20 protein-coding genes are annotated in these 18,638 nt (G+C 31.0%); 6 read left to right on the top strand and 14 right to left on the bottom strand.

Annotated elements, in window-relative coordinates:
- Positions 1-27: 27 nt before the first annotated feature.
- On the bottom strand, positions 28-777 hold the full coding sequence (locus tag B4H69_RS15695) for a uroporphyrinogen-III synthase (protein WP_019974792.1): 750 nt from the start codon (positions 775-777) through the stop codon (positions 28-30).
- Positions 778-784: 7 nt separating this feature from the next.
- Entirely contained in the window at positions 785-1,459 is a 675-nt protein-coding gene (locus B4H69_RS15690; RefSeq protein ID WP_180905712.1) for a DUF4271 domain-containing protein, read from the bottom strand.
- A gap of 66 nt (positions 1,460-1,525) precedes the next feature.
- On the opposite strand from B4H69_RS15690, the gene B4H69_RS15685 reads away from it, so the two are divergent.
- Positions 1,526-2,248 carry a polyprenol monophosphomannose synthase gene (locus tag B4H69_RS15685; protein WP_180905711.1) on the top strand — a complete coding sequence of 241 codons (723 nt, stop codon included), beginning with the start codon at positions 1,526-1,528 and terminating at the stop codon, positions 2,246-2,248.
- Positions 2,245-2,643 (top strand): DUF4296 domain-containing protein, encoded by a 399-nt coding sequence (locus B4H69_RS15680; RefSeq protein ID WP_180905710.1) that lies wholly within the window; start codon positions 2,245-2,247, stop codon positions 2,641-2,643. Before B4H69_RS15685 ends, B4H69_RS15680 begins: the two co-directional genes overlap by 4 nt.
- Before the next feature lie 421 nt (positions 2,644-3,064).
- Here the strand turns inward: B4H69_RS15680 and B4H69_RS15675 are convergent, their stop codons facing one another.
- The 11 genes from B4H69_RS15675 to B4H69_RS15625 form a co-directional block, all read right to left on the bottom strand.
- Positions 3,065-4,294: a 3-phosphoshikimate 1-carboxyvinyltransferase gene (locus B4H69_RS15675; RefSeq protein ID WP_180905709.1), complete on the bottom strand. Its 1,230-nt coding sequence runs from the start codon at positions 4,292-4,294 to the stop codon at positions 3,065-3,067.
- Positions 4,295-4,296: 2 nt separating this feature from the next.
- Complete coding sequence (locus tag B4H69_RS15670) at positions 4,297-4,623, bottom strand: nucleotide pyrophosphohydrolase (RefSeq protein ID WP_038333238.1); 327 nt, start codon at positions 4,621-4,623, stop codon at positions 4,297-4,299.
- Between the two features lie 88 nt (positions 4,624-4,711).
- Positions 4,712-6,715 (bottom strand): DUF3857 domain-containing protein, encoded by a 2,004-nt coding sequence (locus tag B4H69_RS15665; protein WP_291094832.1) that lies wholly within the window; start codon positions 6,713-6,715, stop codon positions 4,712-4,714.
- A gap of 7 nt (positions 6,716-6,722) precedes the next feature.
- Positions 6,723-8,618, bottom strand: coding sequence for a DUF3857 domain-containing protein (locus B4H69_RS15660; RefSeq protein WP_180905706.1), 1,896 nt, complete (start codon positions 8,616-8,618; stop codon positions 6,723-6,725).
- Positions 8,619-8,639: 21 nt separating this feature from the next.
- Positions 8,640-9,089: a D-aminoacyl-tRNA deacylase gene (gene dtd / locus B4H69_RS15655; RefSeq protein WP_180905705.1), complete on the bottom strand. Its 450-nt coding sequence runs from the start codon at positions 9,087-9,089 to the stop codon at positions 8,640-8,642.
- Positions 9,090-9,223: 134 nt separating this feature from the next.
- On the bottom strand, positions 9,224-9,496 hold the full coding sequence (locus tag B4H69_RS15650; protein ID WP_180905704.1) for a hypothetical protein: 273 nt from the start codon (positions 9,494-9,496) through the stop codon (positions 9,224-9,226).
- Between the two features lie 103 nt (positions 9,497-9,599).
- The gene (rsgA, locus tag B4H69_RS15645) at positions 9,600-10,520 is read right to left on the bottom strand and encodes a ribosome small subunit-dependent GTPase A (protein ID WP_180905703.1); all 921 of its coding nucleotides are present in this window, start codon (positions 10,518-10,520) and stop codon (positions 9,600-9,602) included.
- A gap of 6 nt (positions 10,521-10,526) precedes the next feature.
- Complete coding sequence (locus B4H69_RS15640; protein ID WP_280037813.1) at positions 10,527-11,606, bottom strand: bifunctional 3-deoxy-7-phosphoheptulonate synthase/chorismate mutase type II; 1,080 nt, start codon at positions 11,604-11,606, stop codon at positions 10,527-10,529.
- A 46-nt stretch (positions 11,607-11,652) separates the two neighbouring features.
- On the bottom strand, positions 11,653-12,501 hold the full coding sequence (locus B4H69_RS15635) for a prephenate dehydrogenase (protein ID WP_291094828.1): 849 nt from the start codon (positions 12,499-12,501) through the stop codon (positions 11,653-11,655).
- Positions 12,498-13,640 (bottom strand): pyridoxal phosphate-dependent aminotransferase, encoded by a 1,143-nt coding sequence (locus tag B4H69_RS15630; RefSeq protein WP_291094827.1) that lies wholly within the window; start codon positions 13,638-13,640, stop codon positions 12,498-12,500. Before B4H69_RS15630 ends, B4H69_RS15635 begins: the two co-directional genes overlap by 4 nt.
- Positions 13,637-14,458 carry a prephenate dehydratase gene (locus B4H69_RS15625; RefSeq protein WP_291094825.1) on the bottom strand — a complete coding sequence of 274 codons (822 nt, stop codon included), beginning with the start codon at positions 14,456-14,458 and terminating at the stop codon, positions 13,637-13,639. The genes B4H69_RS15630 and B4H69_RS15625 overlap by 4 nt, the downstream gene beginning before the upstream one ends.
- 243 nt (positions 14,459-14,701) lie before the next feature.
- On the opposite strand from B4H69_RS15625, the gene B4H69_RS15620 reads away from it, so the two are divergent.
- Positions 14,702-15,397, top strand: coding sequence for an ABC transporter ATP-binding protein (locus B4H69_RS15620; RefSeq protein WP_291059781.1), 696 nt, complete (start codon positions 14,702-14,704; stop codon positions 15,395-15,397).
- Positions 15,398-15,429: 32 nt separating this feature from the next.
- Here B4H69_RS15620 and B4H69_RS15615 read toward each other — a convergent pair whose 3' ends face one another.
- The gene (locus B4H69_RS15615) at positions 15,430-15,942 is read right to left on the bottom strand and encodes a thioredoxin family protein (protein ID WP_180905699.1); all 513 of its coding nucleotides are present in this window, start codon (positions 15,940-15,942) and stop codon (positions 15,430-15,432) included.
- Positions 15,943-16,004: 62 nt separating this feature from the next.
- Here B4H69_RS15615 and B4H69_RS15610 point away from each other — a divergent pair, with 62 nt between their 5' ends.
- The 3 genes from B4H69_RS15610 to B4H69_RS15600 all read left to right on the top strand — a co-directional run bounded on the left by B4H69_RS15610 (position 16,005) and on the right by B4H69_RS15600 (position 18,595).
- Entirely contained in the window at positions 16,005-16,406 is a 402-nt protein-coding gene (locus B4H69_RS15610; protein ID WP_180905698.1) for a hypothetical protein, read from the top strand.
- Positions 16,407-16,488: 82 nt separating this feature from the next.
- The gene (ychF, locus tag B4H69_RS15605) at positions 16,489-17,580 is read left to right on the top strand and encodes a redox-regulated ATPase YchF (protein ID WP_180905697.1); all 1,092 of its coding nucleotides are present in this window, start codon (positions 16,489-16,491) and stop codon (positions 17,578-17,580) included.
- A gap of 220 nt (positions 17,581-17,800) precedes the next feature.
- Positions 17,801-18,595 carry a T9SS-dependent choice-of-anchor J family protein gene (locus B4H69_RS15600; RefSeq protein ID WP_180905696.1) on the top strand — a complete coding sequence of 265 codons (795 nt, stop codon included), beginning with the start codon at positions 17,801-17,803 and terminating at the stop codon, positions 18,593-18,595.
- The last annotated feature ends 43 nt before the right edge of the window (positions 18,596-18,638 follow it).

Raw genomic sequence — 18,638 nt, 5'->3', positions numbered from 1 at the left:
TAATTAGAGAGAAGGGTAAAGCGAATATTATTTTGATTTATTTGCTTCTTTCACGTATTTATCTAACGCCATTGTCATTGAAGGCGTTTGTGGTGTTGGCACCTCAATGTCTACACGTAATCCCATCTCTTTTGCTTGATCTACTGTCGATTTTCCGAAAACGGCAATTCTTGTATTTTCTTGCACGAAATCTGGGAAATTTTCGAATAATGATTTGATTCCTGAAGGTGTAAAAAATACTAAAATATCGTATTTTACATCAGACAAATCAGATAAATCACTCGAAACAGTTCTAAACAAAGTTGCTTTTTGCCAAGTTAATCCTAAACTATCTAGTAAAGTAGGAACATTTGGTTTTAAAACATCAGATGCTGGTAATAAAAAGTTTTCGTCTTTGTGCTTTTTAAATAAAGGCACCATATCCGCAAAAACTTTTTCTCCAATATAAATTTTACGTTTTCTGTAAACAATGTATTTCTGTAAATAGAATGCAATTGCTTCTGATTCGCAAAAATATTTCATAGAGTCAGGAACAGTAAAGCGCATTTCTTCTGCTAAACGGAAAAAATGATCAATAGCGTTTCTACTTGTAAAAATTACAGCAGTCACTTTGCTAAAGTCAATTTTTTGTTGTCTTACTTCTTTAGCGTCTATTCCGACAACTTGGATAAATGGTCTAAAATCAATTTTGATTTTATTTCTTTTTTCAATCTCGTAGTATGGCGAGTTTTCTGCCTGAGGCTTAGGTTGAGATACTAATATTGATTTAACTTTCATAGTAATTTTAGATTACTTTACCTACAATTAATAGTTTTGCTAATACCATTATAGGTAAAATTTCTAGGGTGCAAAGGTACAAAATATTATAATACCAAACTGATTTATTGTCACTTATTTGTTTTGCGTATATATGATAAATTTCGAATATTCTATTCAAAAACAACAAAATAAAGCCAATCACCATCAAGTAATCTTTGTTAATTTGTGTGTAAAAAAACAAAAAACAAATAATAAGTAAGAGTAAAACATTTTTTGCATTGACAAAACTCGAACTTTTCATAAAATATGAAACAGAACTAGATTCGTAGAAAACACGATAAAAAATTACCTCAATCATCAACCTAAAAAGCATTATCAAACTAATTACACCAAAGGTAATTCCGACACGTGAAAGATAATAAAACTTAAAATTTGGAATATGATTATATGTAATATCAAAATACGAAACCAACAACAAACTTATCAGCAAAACCGTCACACCATTAACAATAAAACTAAATAACGTCGTATTATCATCCGTAAAACTCATGTATTCGGTTTTATTATCTAGCGTTTTGAAATTTTTCGCAAACAAGTATTTTGCTGCACAAACCAATAACAAACACACCGTCAAAGCAATAAGAACAGTGTCATTGCCAAGTGTATTTTTTCCTATCGAGATTAAATCGTTTGTTTTCATAATTTTTTCAAAAATACAAAAGACTAACAATCTTATAACTATCTTTATGCCCACAAAATAATATTTATGTCGGACAAATTAGTTATTATCCCGACCTACAACGAAAAAGAAAACATAGAAGCCATTATTCGTGCAGCTTTGGCTGTTGACGGAGCATTTGATGTGCTTATTGTTGACGACAGTTCTCCAGATGGAACGAATGATATTGTAAAACGTTTGATTCCTGAATTTAATGGACGTTTGCATTTAGAAATTCGTACCACAAAAGATGGTTTAGGACGCGCTTATGTACATGGATTTAAATGGGCTTTGGCAAATAATTACGAATATATTTTCGAAATGGATGCCGATTTTTCACACAATCCAAATGATTTACCTCGCTTATACCAAGCCTTAGCAGATGGTGCCGATTTAGCAATTGGCTCACGCTATTCTAACGGTGTAAATGTTGTGAATTGGCCAATGAACAGAGTTTTATTGTCATATTTTGCGTCGAAATATGTGAGCATCATCACGCGATTACCTGTACATGACGCTACAGCAGGTTTTGTTGGTTATAAAGCAAACGTGTTGAAATCTTTGGATTTGGATAAAATACAATTCAAAGGTTATGGTTTTCAGATTGAAATGAAGTATAAAACGTGGATTAAGAAATTTAAGCTAAAAGAAGTTCCTATTATTTTTACAGACAGAACTTTAGGCGAATCAAAAATTAGTTCTGATATTATTGGAGAAGCCGTTTTTGGTGTAATTTCGTTACGATTAAGAAAAATATTTGGTAAATTATGAAAAACATAATCTTTTTATCACTGATTTTTTTGAGTATTTTTAGTTGCGCACCAAAAAATTACGACAAACCAAAAGATCTCATCAATCAATCTGAAATGATTGATATTCTTACAGATTTATACATTAGTCAACAAGGTCTACAGATGTTTCCTACTCAAAACCAAGATCAAAGTATAGATTTAGCAAAAGATGCCGTAGATATTATGAAAAGTTATGATATCACGTTTCATCAATTTTCTGAGAGCTACAAATATTATATGATGCAGCCCGAAAAATTCAAAGATATGCTGAATGATGTGAAAAAGAATCTTGAAGATAAATTATCTGACGAAGAAAAAGAGCGTCAAAAAAATCAAAAGAATAGCTTAAATAATACTATAGAAGCAGAAAAATAAACAAAAAACCTCAAGTGAATCACTTGAGGTTTTTTGTTTGTCATAATTTACCTTATAATTATATTGTAATTTTTACAATTATTTAATTATAAACTTCTTAATCAATTAAATTTATAATCTATATTTGTATCAACTAAAAAATCCTTCTGATGCAATCTAAAAAGATAAGTAAATCAAAGAAAGTTGGATTTGGATCGAAAACAATCAATTATAAAGACGTCGTTATCGTTTCTATTTTAATTATAATAGCTGCTTTAACCATCTTAATATTTTTGAATTCTTAACGAACAAATCCCTGTATTTATCTTAAAGGAAATCATCTTAGTTTCGCAATATTGCATAAGGTAATAACTACTCACAGGTAGTTAATAGTTGATAGATTTAAAAGCCTTTCAATAACTATTGTGAGGCTTTTTAATTGTTATACAGATTTAATTTCAAAACCAAGTTTTTTCCAATCTTCCCAAAATATTGGATATGATTTTTCTACAACCATTTCATTCTCAATTCGAATTGGGTAAATTTGAGCCAGAGGCGCCATACACATTGCCATTCTATGATCATTGTAAGTCGCTAAAGTTGGCGTTTCTGTATAATTATTATACCCCTCAATTGTTAAAGAATCGTTTGTAATTGTAATAATTGCTCCAAATTTTTCTAACTCATTTTTAAGTGCAACCAAACGATCGGTTTCCTTAATTTTTAGTGTTTCTAAACCAGTTAAATGACATTTTGCTTTCAATCCCACACAGGTTGCCGAAATAGTTTGCGCAATATCAGGAGTGTTGATTAAATTTAATTCAATGATAGATTTAGGTGAGAAATTTTCGTCATTTTTCAATGTTAAAACTCCATTTTCAAAAGTTGAAATTACACCAAAATTTTCTGCATAAATATGTTGTAAAGCTGAATCTCCTTGTAAAGAATCTTCGAAATAAGTAGAAATCTTCACTTCTGAATTTTGTGATAAAGCAATCAAACTATAATAGTATGAAGCCGAACTCCAATCTGATTCTACTTGTAAAGTTTGAGCTTTGATGTTTTCAGTAAAAGGAATTTTGATTGTATTTCCTTCGAAAATTGCATTAATTCCGACTTTATTCAACAACTGAATTGTCATTTGGATATAAGGAACAGAAATAATTTTTCCGTCCAAATTAATCGTTAATCCATTTTCTAATTTTGTTCCGATCAAACATAAAGCTGAGATATATTGAGAACTAATGTTAGAAGGAATTGTAATAGAATCTTTGGTAATCTTTTTTCCAACAATTGATAAAGGTGGATAACCTTCATTTTCTTGATACGAAATTTCTGCACCCAACTCATTCAAGGCGTCAACCAAAACTTTTATTGGTCGTTGTTTCATTCTTTCAGAGCCTGTTAACGTTATTTTTCGTCCATCTTGAATAGAAAAATAAGCTGTTAAAAATCGCATAGCAGTTCCCGCATGGTGAATATCAACTAAATCAGTTTTATTTGCTAACGCTTTTTGCATTAATTGAGAATCTTCTGAATTTGAAACATTTTCTAATGTCAAAACATTCTCAAATAATTGACTTAATAACAACAAACGATTGCTTTCGCTTTTAGAACCTGTGATGGCTAATTGATTATTTATCGGAGATTTTAGAGCAGAAATTTCAATCATATTTATTTTAATTTATCATTATTTTGATGACGATCGTGGTCACGTTTTGTTTTGTAATCTAATTTTTTGTAAAAAGCTGATTCTAAATCAACACCTGTTTGATTTGCCAAACAAAGTGCTACAAAAATAACATCTGCCAATTCTTCGCCAAGATCTTTGTTTTTGTCTGATTCTTTCTCCGATTGTTCACCGTAACGACGTGCAATAATACGTGCAACTTCTCCTACTTCTTCAGTTAATTGTGCCATATTTGTTAACTCGTTAAAATAGCGAACACCATGTTCTTTGATCCAATTATCAACGTCTGTTTGTGCTTGTTTAAGGCTCATCTTATTTTAAATTTTAAAAGTTAAAGGTACAAAAATAAAAAGCCAACTCGTATTTGGAGTTGGCTTTATTCAATGTTTAGAATATTTTTTATTGTTTTACCAAAATCACTTGCTGACTTTCTGCATTAATAATATTTGTTAAAAATTCTTTCAATGGTTTGTAGTATTGAGCAGGCAAAATACTATATGGAATGACTTTTTGAGCTTGAGCGACAATAAAACCATCTTTCTCAATTACTTTATATGCATAACCACCGGCTTGATCGGGCATTGTAAATTGTTTTTCTGTTGGCAAAGATTCGACTTTGTAACCTTCTGGAATTTTAATTTTAACTGTATTTGTATTCGTAGTTGGTGCTCCAAATTCAATGTTATAATTACGTTGATCTAGATTTAAATTATGTTTTGTATTCGCAACAAATAAAAATGGATTGAATAATATTTTATTTCCAGCCACATCTACTTTAATATCATCAAATTTGAATTGATGACGAATTAAATTTTGCTTGTTGTCTTGTGTTTTAAAATCAGAAATTTCAAAATTATAATCTTCTACAAATTCTTTTTCGAACGCTTTTGGATCATCTGCGATTTCACTTTTATCAAACATATAAAAATAATTATCGCGAACATTCGAAAAATTTCCAGTTAATGTTCCGTCTGCTTTTAAATCAGCTGTAATTGATTTTTTATCATTGGTCATAACCGAATTACGCAAAGGAACTTCTTTGATTCCTTTATCATTTACCATAAATCCGCGATCGTTAATTGCTCGAATTGGTAACAAATTAATTTGAGCATTTTTATCAGTTGCATCCATCAAATAAAACTCATTATCTATAGTTGTTCCAACAATTACATAATTCAATTTGCTACGAGAAGGAAACGAATAATTGATTAAACCATTTTGCAACGTACTCAAAACAATTGGATTTGCGTCTAATCCAGCTTTACGCAACATAGTTGTAAGCATAAGATTAATATCAGCAGAATTCCCAGATTTTTCGTTAAATGCTTTTCGAATTCCTTTATCTGTATATTGACCTAAATAATCATTCCAAGCCATATTATTTTTTACGTAATCGAAAATTGCTTGAGCTTTTTCAATATTTGTAGATTTTCCAGCAATTGTAGTATTTACAGTTTCATCTAAAAAGTTATTTCCATTTAATTGTCGACCAAACTCTTCATGATCCATCAAATCTTTTCCAATACGTTCCCATGTTGTAGAAAAATTTTCTGAAGTACTACCAGGAGCAACAAAAGAAGCTAACTCAAATTGAACACTTGCTAACATATTTCTCGGATTAAGTACATAAGCTTCACGAGAATAAGAAGGTAAATTAGTTAATGAATAGGTTTGAGTATTGATAGTTAATTCATGAGAAGACATAGACATTTTTGTATGATGAAATTCATTGACATTAAAGCCCCCTTGTTTTGCAGTAAAAGTTTCTTTCTTCGTATTTTTTGTTAATTTCGGAGCAAAACCACCTCTCAAATCTTGTTGATAATTAAAATATTCTTGATTTTGCATCGTAAAATTACTCGCAACTACAGGAATAGATTGTTGAAAATACCACGTATCAGTATTTCCGTAAAATGGAGAAATAATTTCGTATGTATATTCTAAGATTGATCCATTTTTTACATTAGAAAAAGTAAACGTTTGTTTATCCATAAAACGATGAACTTTATCTAAGAAAATATCTTTTTTCTCGACTTTTTGTTCAATAATTTTCCCATTTTCAAGGTTGTAGGTAACCGCTTTTAAGGTAATTAATTTATCTTGATCAGACCCTGAGTTTTTTCGTAATGGAATTTCAACTTTCAAAACATCATCTGGTGTTTTATCTTTATCAAAAACAATTATCCTATAAAAAACTTTCTTTGTTTGCTCAATACCTCCTTGATTGGTATTAAAACTAACTTTATAATTTCCATCAGCATATAAAACTTCAGCAGGAGCATCAGCTTGAATTGTACTTTTTGTTTTCTCGAAATCTTGTTTTGAGAGTTTTCCAAATTTTACATCTTGTGCAAAACTCGAAACAGTTGCAACTGTCGCAACAATTGTAAATAGTGTTTTCATATTAGTATTATAGTTTTTCTAAAAGTAGTTTTGTATTGTCATATCCCGCTATTTGTCTACGAAATTCGACATATTCGTTGTATTTTTCTTTTGAAAAAGTTCCAGAAAATTGTTTGTAAATTCGTTTGATTTCGAATGTATTATTTTCTTTCGGATTAATTTCTAATTGATATTCTCCAAAAGCAGATTTCACGGTAATTGCATCAAATTTTTGTGGCAATTTATAGCCAGAAGGAAGCGTCAATGTATAGAAAACTTCGTCAACATATCCTGTCTCGATGTTGAAATCAAACTTTCTATCTTTCATTTTTTTGACAGAGGTCTCTTCTTTATTCACTGGAATAATATTCAGAATGATATTATTTCCTTGTATTTTAGCATAATTTGGTGCTGAAAACTCGAAATTTGAAGTAAAAACAGCATTTTTCCAATCATTATTGAATTCTTTCTTTTTGAATGATATTCCTTGCAAATAAGAAAAACGATTTTTTAGACGAACATCAAGATCTTTCTCGCTTAATTGATTAAATCTTGCAAAATTCTCGTAAATCAATCCTTTTGAAGTTTCAGAAAAATTAAAATTTAATGTTCCATCTGCTAAAAGTGTTGCATTTCCATTGACGAATAATTGATTATCTTCAGTTTTGAATTGTTGCGAAGGAATAATTTTTCCACCTTTTTCATCAACAATTATTACTTTTCTATTTGCAGTAAAATTACCTAAATAATTGAATGGGGTTGTTTGGCTTGTTGTTTCTAACCAAATATCTTTTCCTTTTAAAGGAACATACAAGATAACGTGATCACCTTGTAAATACATCATATCTTCAGTCATATCTTGAGGAGACCGACCTGAATGTACTTCAGTGTAATATGATTTAATACCAACAGCATCTAACATTGACATAGTATAATTAGTTAATGCTTTACAATCACCATAACTTTTGCTTTCGACATAAGAAGCGGGAAAAGGAGAAAGTCCACCAATTCCTAGTTGTACGCCAATATATCGAACTTTATTTTGCAAATGTTTGTACAAAATCTGAACTTTTTCTTCGTCAGATTTTGCATCTTTTACCATATTTTGGAACGCTAATTTTTGAGTAGGAGTAAAATCTTGTTTTCCTACAACTAAGTTGTTGAATAACCATTTTCCATAATCATTCCAATTATCAAAATCTCCTTTAACACCATCAATACTAATTTGATTTGATGCTAAAATTGCATGTGGAAAAATTTTTCGCAAAGAAACCATTTGATCTTCTTCATTAAAAGCAGGAATATGATTAAATGTATAGTTTAAATTATTGTTATCTCCTGTTTTTTGAATGTTAAATCCGTTAAAATTATTTTCTTTTAAACGAATAATAGAATTTGTTTTATTTATAAAAGTATAAGTAGATTTTTCAATCGATAAGTTTTGTGCCTTAATTGGAAACCACCTTGGAATTCCAATGGTATTTTTGCTTGTTACAGAAATTTTATACTGAATTGTATAAGGATAATTTGTTGGAGTATAATTCAAATATTTGATGCGATCATCCGTGTACATTTGTCCACTACTTACATGGCTTTGGTCACCAAAATCTTTGGTTTTGAATTTTTTAATTTCCTTTCCGTTTACATCATACAAAGTTGCCTCGAATAAGTCAATTTTCGTGTTTGGATCATAATTCGCTTGCGCACCAACATAATTATCGCCCGCTTTACTCAAAACCGTTACGACAACGTCTTCCGTGTATTTTAATTCATCAACTTTTAGAAGTTCTATTTTTTCTTCATTTTTTCGCACAACAGCATAAGCATCTTTTATCAAATCGGCTGGAATTTGATCGACCGCATAGTTTTGCGCAAAAGAAAATGAACTAATCAAAAAAGTTGAAAAAAGTAGAGTTTGTTTCATTCAATATCAATATTAATCAAGTTATTCTTTATTCTTTGAATCGATAAAAATGGTTACTGGACCATCATTCAACAATTCGACTTTCATATCTGCACCAAAAATTCCTCTTTGCACAGGTTTGAAATTTGACTCTAAAACGTTCAAAAATGTTTCATATTGTTCGTTTGCTAGATCTGGTTTCGACGCTTTGATATATGACGGACGATTTCCTTTTTTCGTTGACGCATGTAACGTAAACTGAGAAACAACCAAAATATCTCCATCAGTTTGTTGTACATCCAAATTCATCACATCATTTTCATCATTGAAAATTCTGAGTTGAATTATTTTTTTCGAAATCCATTCAAAATCTTCCCTTGTATCATCAGGCTCAAAGCCAACCAAAGCTAAAATTCCATTTTCTATTTTCCCAGTTATTTCTCCATCTACCTTTACAGAAGCATGTTGCACACGCTGTAAAATTACTCGCATAATTCTAGTTTTATTGATTTAAAATCGATTTGAATTTAAGAAATTATTAACAAATAAAAAAGCGTTAAAACCCATCTATTAAATGTGCAATAACGCTTGTTGTAATTTAAGTTTAGAAAGCAATCGCTTAATGTTTAAGTTAGTTGGTTAAAATAGATTTCCTCATCTGCAATTATCGCATAATCTAACTCATAGAGCTTTGATATTTCTTTTGCTTTGATGATTTCTTGTTCTATATTTTTTAGTTTATTTTCTTTATTTTCAGAATTATCAAATTCAGCAATCCACAATTTATTTGGATTTAATGGTTTCCAATTTAAATCTTCTAAATGCAACAAAAATCTTTCTTTTTGCTCCTTTGTACATTCCACAAAATCTAAAGCGATTTGTACGGATAAATTGCTCATTCAATTAATTTTAACAAAAATAAAATTAGAAATTGAATTATTTTTACGTGAAACCGTAATTTGAGAAAATAAAAAAGCCATTTCATAAGAAACGGCTTTTTTATTATTTTTCGGTATAAATATCTTCTTCTAAAAAAGTGAGATAATTTTCGTAGCGAGAAACTGCGATTTCTCCATTTTCTACTGCATCACGCACAGCACATTTTGGCTCGTTAACATGAATACAATTATCAAATTTACAATTGTGTTTCAATTCTAAAATTTCAGGAAAATAACCTTGTAATTCGGTTTTGTCGATATGAACCAAACCAAATTCCTTAATTCCAGGCGTATCGATAATGAAACCTCCAAAAGGCCATTCGTACATCTGTGCAAAAGTTGTGGTATGTTGTCCTTTGCTATTAAAATCAGAAACTTCGTGCGTTTTTAGGTTTAAATCAGGATTTAAAGTATTCAATAACGTTGATTTTCCAACTCCAGAATGTCCCGAAACCAAACTCACTTTATCTTTCATTCGATCTTTTACAAGGTCTAAATTTAGTCCTGTTTCAGCAGAAATATCAAGACTTTCGTAACCGATAGAATTGTAAATTGATTTATAAATTTCTAACTCAGCCATTTCATCTTCCGTGTACGAATCCATTTTGTTGAATAAAATCACAACTGGAATATGATAAGCCTCAGCAGTAATCAAAAAACGGTCAATAAAACCAAACGAAGTTTTGGGATTAGAAAGCGTTACAACCAAAAAAGCAACGTCAATGTTAGATGCAATAATGTGCGTTTTTTTGGATAGATTAACAGATTTTCGAATGATATAATTTTTGCGATTATGAATTTTTGTAATGACTGCAATATCATCTTTGTCAATCTCAAACTCAACCTCGTCTCCAACAGCAATTGGGTTGGTATGTTTGATATTGGCTATTCTAAATTTCCCTCTAATTCTTGCCTGATAAGTTGTACCATCTTCCGTAAGAAGATGATACCAACTACCAGTAGATTTTATGACAATTCCTTTCAATATTGTTTAAATTTTTTCTTCTTTTTTTACCATAATTTGGTTTTGTTGCGCAACAGATTCTTGGTGAATTGCTTGCAATAATTTGTCAACAAAATCCTCAGATAAACCTAAAGAAACTCCTGCTTTTACAGAATTATCTTTGATTTGTTTCCAACGATCTGGCTGAAAAACTGCCACATTATGTTCTTTTTTCAATTCTCCAATAGAGTTTGCAACTTTCATACGTTGAGCAATTGCATCTAAAATAGAATTATCTAATTCATCAATTTGATGACGTAAATTTTGAATTCCAGTTTTGTAAATTGCATCTGGATCATCAGAAACACGAATTTCTAAATCTTTCAAGATTTCTAATAAACGAGCTGGTGTTACTTGTTGCGCTGCATCAGACCAAGCTTCATCAGGATTGTTATGCGTTTCGATCATCAATCCATTGTATTCGAAGTTGAAGGCTTGTTGTGCAACATCAAATAATCCTGTTCTGTTTCCGCAAATATGTGATGGATCACAAATAATTGGCACGTTTGGCAATTTGTTTTTGAAATCTAACGCAATTTGCCATTGCGGATTGTTACGGTATTTTGTCTTTTTGTACGTTGAGAAACCACGGTGAATAGCACCTAAATTTTTGATTCCTTGACCTTCTAAACGTTCCAAAGCACCAATCCATAAATCTAAATCTGGATTTACAGGATTTTTAACCAAAACTGTTTTGTCTGTTCCGCGTAAAGCTTCTGCAATTTCTTGTACTGTAAAAGGATTTACTGTAGAACGAGCACCAATCCATAAAACGTCAACATCATATTCTAAAGCTAATTTTGCGTGATTTGCATTAGCAATTTCAGTTGCGATTTTCATTCCGAATTCGTCTTTTACTTTTTTCAACCAGTTTAACCCGATTGCTCCAACTCCTTCAAAACAGTTTGGTTTAGTACGAGGCTTCCAAATTCCCGCACGGAAAACTTGCACATAATCTTTGTCCAAATCTTCAGCGATTGTCATCATTTGTTTTTCACTTTCTGCACTACAAGGTCCAGCGATGATCATTGGTTTGTCGTATTCTTTTATCCAGTTATTATTTTCCATAACATTTACAAATTTAAGATTTAATATTTATTTTATTTGAGAGTAATTATTTATTTAATATTCGACGTATGTCGTTTGTGTTTTTTAAATATTGATGAATATCTTCGGCATCTTTTTCTTCGATCATTTTTCTAATTTTAGAAATTTGAGTTTGATAAGCATCAATAGCATTGAGTAAATTTTCTCGATTCTGAATCAAAATTGGCGTCCACATATCTGGTGAACTTTTTGCCAAACGAACCGTAGATTCGAAACCAGATCCAGCCATGTCAAAAATTGCATCTTCATTTTTTTCTTCTTCCAAAACCGTTTGCCCCAAAGCGAAAGACGTAATGTGCGAAAGATGAGAAACGTACGCAATGTGTGCATCATGTGCCTCCGAAGTCATGGTTTTGACATTCATCCAAAGCGATTGATAAATTTTTCTCACTTTTTTTACCGCTTCTTTTTCGCTTTGTTCAACATCACATAAAATCGCAACTTTGTTTAAAAACAATTCAGGAAAAGCAGCTTTTGGTCCAGAATTTTCTGTTCCTGCAATTGGATGTGTCGCAACAAATTGTTTTCTTTTGGGATGATCTGCAACTTTTTTACAAATTCCAGCTTTTGTAGATCCCATATCCATTACAATTGTTTTATCATTAATTTGATCTAAAATTTCTGGTAAAACATTTTGAATTGAATTAATTGGAACTGCAATTACAACTAAATCTGACTGAGAAAGCGCTTCATTCAAAGGAGCAATTTCATCCACAATTCCTAATTCTAAAGCTTGTATTTGATGTTCAATATTTTGATCAACACCGATTATTTTTTCGGCAACACCAACTTTTTTTAGTGCTAAAGCAAACGAACCTCCGATTAATCCTAAACCGATTACTGAAATTGTTTTCATGCTTCTAATCTTTTCTTTACTTCAATCAACTTCTCAACAGGTGCGCAAAGTGAAAATCTTATAAATCCTTCACCATTACTTCCGAAAATACTTCCTGGCGTGATAAATACTTTTTTATCGTATAAAATGTCATCAATAAATTCTTTATCATCTTTTCCTTCCGGAAGTTTAGCCCAAATAAACATTCCTGCTGCATTGGGATTATATTTTACATTTAAGATATCAGCGATTTCCCAAATAATTTTTCGTCTTTCTGCATAAACTTTTGTCAACTCATCGTACCAAGAATCATCAACTAAAAGAGCTTTTGTCGCGGCTTTTTGTATCGCAAAATTCATTCCCGAATCCATATTTGATTTCACTTTTAGAATAGAATTGATAAAACTTTCTTTTCCAATCACCATTCCTACTCGCCAACCTGCAATATTAAAGGTTTTGCTCAATGAATTTAATTCAATGCAAACATCTTTTGCGCCTTCAATTTCTAAAATACTTGTTGGTTCATCGTTCAAAATAAAACTATACGGATTATCATTTACGATTAAGATATTGTGACGAGTTGCAAACTCTACTAATTTTCTAAGAACGTCTTTCGGAGCTTTTGCCCCTGTTGGCATATGTGGATAATTAAGCCACATGATTTTCGGTTTTTGTTCGGCTAGTTTTTCTAACTGATCAAAATCTGGAAGCCAATCATTTTCATTTTTCAAATCGTAAAACAACGGTTCTGCTTGAACTAATTCTGTAACCGATGAATAGGTTGGATAGCCAGGATTTGGAATTAAAACTTTATCACCTTCATTCAAAAAAGCCATCGAAATGTGCATAATTCCTTCTTTAGATCCCATTAATGGTAAAATTTCAGTTGAAGGATTGGCGTCTACATCAAATTTGTTTTTGTAAAAACTTGCCATAGCTTCGCGCATTTCTGGAACTCCACGATAACTCTGATAGCCATTGATTCCGCTTTGTGAACTTTTGATTAATTCCTCGATCACATCTGGATGAGGTTGTAAATCTGGACTTCCAATTCCTAATGAAATAATTGGAATGTCGGTTTTCATGTTCGTTATTTCTTGTAATTTTTTCGAGAAATAATATTCCTGAACACTTTGTAATCGTTGGGCTTCTGCTATCATTTTTCTCCCAGTTTATATTCGCCTAATATTTCTAAATCCGTTAATTTTCGTGCAATTTTTCCAAGCAATTCATAGTATTGTTCTTTTTGCTCGAACGTAATATCAATGTGGAAAGAGTATTCCCAAGGTTTTTCAATAATCGGAACAGATTGTATTTTGTCCATATTTATTCCACATTCTGCAATTTGATTTAACACATCAACCAAAGCACCAGACTGGTGTGGAACAGAAAAACGCATCGAAACTTTGTTGAAATCTTCGTAATCGTTATGCTCGCGTTGCAATACAAAAAATCGAGTAAAATTATCTTGAAACGTCTGAATACTCGAAGCTAAAATGTCTAATCCATAAACTTCGGCCGCTTTTCTCGACGCAATTGCTGCAACATCATTCAAATCTTGTTCTACAATATCTTTGGCTGTTAATGCGGTGTCGATATCATTTACAACTCGCCATGTTGTATGTTTTTCAAGGAACTTATCACATTGTAACAATGCCATTTGGTGCGAACGAACTTCTTTTACATCGTCTAAAGTTTGTCCTTTTTTGACCATCAATTGATGTTGGATTGATAAATAAATTTCTCCAACAACTTTCAAATTGTATTTCGTTAGTAACGCATAGTTTGGTAAAATTGCTCCAGCAATTGTGTTTTCAATTGCCATGATTGCTTTGTCAACTTTTACCTTTGCAAGTGACTTTGCTAAAGTTTTGAATGTGTCGCATTCTACAATTTCGATGTCATTTCCTAAATAATTATTAGCTGCTTCGTGATGATATGAACCAATGTAACCTTGTATTGCAACTCTTTCTTTCATTTTTTTTCAAAAAAAAAGTCCCACAAATTGCGGGACTTTATATTATCTTATTATGAATGTTAACAATCAATTTTGACAACGCAGTCCCTGCTCTCCTGGATAATATCCAAAAAAGTAAAAAAAGAATGCGTTAAAATAATTGAATGTTGCCATTTCGTTTTTCTAATTGTTCTACAAATCTAAAAAATAATTTTTCAGTTATCCAAATCTTTTTTGCTAATTTTATCGAAAATTTTTCATCAAATGGGAATAATCATTACAGATTTAGTAAAAAAATACGGTGAACAGGTGGCTTTAGACAAAGTTTCGTTTTCTATCAATAATGGCGAAGTTGTTGGCTTACTTGGACCAAATGGAGCAGGAAAATCGACATTGATGAAAAGCATTACCAATGCAATAAATGCAGATTCTGGTGAAATTTCTGTGAATGATTTTAATGTTTCGACGCAGCCAATTGAATCGAAAAAGTTGATTGGATTTTTGCAAGAAAATAATCCATTGTACATGGATATGTATGTAAAAGAGTATTTGGAATTTGTCACAAATATTCGAAATGTGCCTAAATCAAAAATTGATGAAGTCATCGAAAAAGTAGGTTTATTACCAGAAAAACATAAGAAAATTCATCAATTATCAAAAGGATATAAACAACGTGTTGGATTGGCGCAAGCGATTATCTCGAGCCCAGAAATTTTGATTTTAGATGAACCTACAAATGGTTTAGATCCAAATCAGATTATCGAAATTAGAGAAGTAATTAAAGAGATTGGAAAAGAAAAAACGGTGATACTTTCAACGCATATTATGCAAGAAGTAGAAGCGCTTTGTTCACGTGTAATCTTGTTGAATAAAGGTAAAATTGTGGCAGATCAACCGATAGAAGAGTTTAAAGGACAATATAAAAACTTGGAAGAAGCTTTTCATGTTTTAACGCAATAAAAAATCCGCTCATTGAGCGGATTTTTTATGAATTATTTCTTTTTCAAGATAAAAACTTCTTTGATTTTTTCTGGATCAACTTTATCGTTTTTCGTTGTTTTTTCAAGTTTTGTAATCAAATGATTTACTTCTTCTTCAGAAGCTGGGCCTCCAAGATTTTCTCCATTTACGCGAGAATCTTCTAGAACTTTTCCAGTCGAATTTAAAATTACCCAAAAAGGTAAACCTTGATCTTTTCCACCTAATTTCTCATTGATAGCATCTCCTCCTGGCGTTTCTAAATTTTTCTTTTCTGCACGTTCTTGTACAGTAATAAATGTTTTGACATAATTCGCATCAAAATATGGTTTCACAGCTGGATCGTCCATATTTTTTTCCATCTTTTTACACCATCCGCACCACGAAGCATGAAAAATTAAAAAGACATTTTTATTTTCAACTTTCGCTTGGTTTTGAGCTTTAGTTAATATTTCTGTTGCTGTTTGCGCGTTTACGATTCCTGCGAAAGCAATCATAAAACTTACGATTAAGGCTTTTAATTTCATTGTAATAAGTATTTAAGTAAATGTAAATAAATAATTGTATTTTCAATAAAAAATTAACACTTATGAAACATTTTTTAGGATTTATCTTTTTGCTATTTCTCACAAGTTGCGCATCCAATAACATAAAAACAATTGAAGGAAAATGGAAACAAGATTTTTTGGATTATAAATCGAAAGTGGTAGAAGTTCCTTTGTCGAAAAGTGATGCGATTATGGATGTTTCGAGAAATAAATCAAAATTGAAAATAGAATTTGATTTTCAGGATGGTTATGAAAAAGATGTGACAGATTCTATTGTGTTTAAATTTCCTCAACTCAAATTCAGAAAGATAAATCTTGATAAAACTTCTAATTATTATGATTTGGCTTATAATGCGACTTGCGATTGTTTTTATGGTGAAATGAAATCATATTCTGGAAATGTATTAAACATAAAATTGAACAGAGTTTCTTCGGTTAAATAAATTTAATGGAAATCATTATCTTTGCACAAAATTATTAGAACATCTTTCTAATATTCAATCATTAAAAAAAGAGACAACATATATGAAATGTGGAATTGTTGGATTGCCTAATGTTGGTAAATCTACTTTATTTAACTGTTTGTCGAATGCAAAAGCGCAATCGGCGAATTATCCTTTCTGTACAATTGAACCAAATGTAGGAACAGTTTCTGTACCAGATACTCGTCTAAATCAGTTAGAAGCAATTGTAAATCCAGAGCGCGTTGTGCCTGCGGTTGTAGAAATTGTAGATATTGCTGGTTTGGTAAAAGGAGCAAGTAAGGGAGAAGGTTTAGGAAATCAATTTTTAGGAAATATCCGCGAGTGTAATGCAATTATTCACGTTTTACGTTGTTTCGAAAACGAAAATATTACACACGTTGATGGTTCTATTAATCCATTACGTGATAAAGAAACAATTGATATTGAGTTGCAATTGAAAGATTTGGATACCGTTACAAAACGTATCGATAAATCTAAAAAAGCAGCAAAAGCGGGAAATAAAGACGAACAAAAAGTTGTAGAAGTTTTAACAGCTGTAATCGCTCATTTAGAAGAGTTGAAAAATGTTCGTGAAATGGATTTGGACGAAAAAGAGCAAGAAATTGTGGATTCGTTACAATTAATTACTTCTAAACCAGTTTTGTACTTATGTAATGTAGATGAATCTGCTGCAAAAGACGGAAACGAGTGGGTAGAAAAAGTAAAAGAAGCTGTAAAAGATGAACACGCAGAAGTGTTGATTTTAGCGGCACAAATTGAAGCTGACATCAATGAATTAGAAACGTTTGATGAGCGTCAAATTTTCTTAGAAGAATTAGGATTAGAAGAGCCAGGTGTTAATCGTTTGATTCGTTCTGCTTACACATTGTTAGATTTAGAAACATATTTCACAGCAGGTGTAAAAGAAGTTCGTGCTTGGACAATCAGAAAAGGTTCTACAGGACCACAAGCGGCAGGAGTTATTCACACTGATTTCGAGAAAGGATTTATTCGTGCAGAGGTTATTAAATTTGAAGATTTTATTACTTACGGATCTGAATCTAAATGTCGTGAAGCAGGAAAATTGAACGTAGAAGGAAAAGCATACATCGTACAAGATGGTGACATTATGCATTTCTTGTTTAATGTTTAAGATTTAAATTATATCTATATAAAAAGCTCAATCGAAAGATTGAGCTTTTTGTTTCATTAAAATGAATAGCCTATTTATAATTGTGACATAAATATTTAAAGAATATATAATAAAATGAGTTGTAAAATGAATTAAATTCAAAGTATTGATAAAAAAAGGTTGATAAATTAGTTTTATCAACCTTTTTTTATAGATTTATTTTTTATAAAAATTAACACATATGATTAAAAATTTATTCTTTATAGGATGTCTATTTTTGACTCCTCAACTTTTTGCACAAACAGTCGTTTTTGAAGAAAACTTTGATACCCCAGAAAGACAAGCATTGTGGACGATTGGAGAATTAGATGGAGACGAAGATACTTGGGAGTTTGTAGATGCTGCAGAAGCTGAAACTCCTTCTTTTAGTGGTTCTTTTGCTTGGTCTTGGTCATGGTTTTTTGAGGCTTTAACACCTGATAATACATTAACAAGTCCAGTTTTTAAAATTCCTGAAGGAAACAAAACAGAATTGACTTTTAAGGTTTCTGCTGCAGATAATGAAGAAGGTTTTTTTGAAGAACATTACGCGGTTTATGTAATTCCTGCAAATTCAACTTTTACTGGTACAGAAACAGCAGCTTTTGAAGAAACATTAGATGCTGGATATTTTGATGTTGCTAAGACAGTTAATGTGGATATTTCAAAATATGCTGGACAAGATGTTCAATTGGTATTCAGACATTATAAATGTACAGATATTTTATACATTGGTTTAGATGATGTAAAAGTCACGCAAGAAAAATTATCAACTTCTGATCTTAATAAATCAACTATTTCTGTTTATCAAGATAATGGATTGGTTAAAGTTTCAGGAATAAACGATGTCAAAAAAATTAAAATATTTGATATGTCAGGTAATCTTGTTAGAGAGGTTGATGAGTCAGAGGCAAATATTTCCGCTTTACCAAAAGGAATTTATATCGTTAATTTCTATTCTGGAGATAATGTTATTTCAAGAAAAATTGTAAAATAATAAAATTGTAAAAACGAGCTTTAGAAATAGAGCTCGTTTATTT

The organism is Empedobacter sp. UBA6745 (assembly GCF_002453775.1).
Taxonomy (GTDB): domain Bacteria; phylum Bacteroidota; class Bacteroidia; order Flavobacteriales; family Weeksellaceae; genus Empedobacter; species Empedobacter falsenii_C.
Note: the sequence above shows the minus strand (reverse complement) of the source record. Positions and strands in the feature narration are given on the sequence as shown.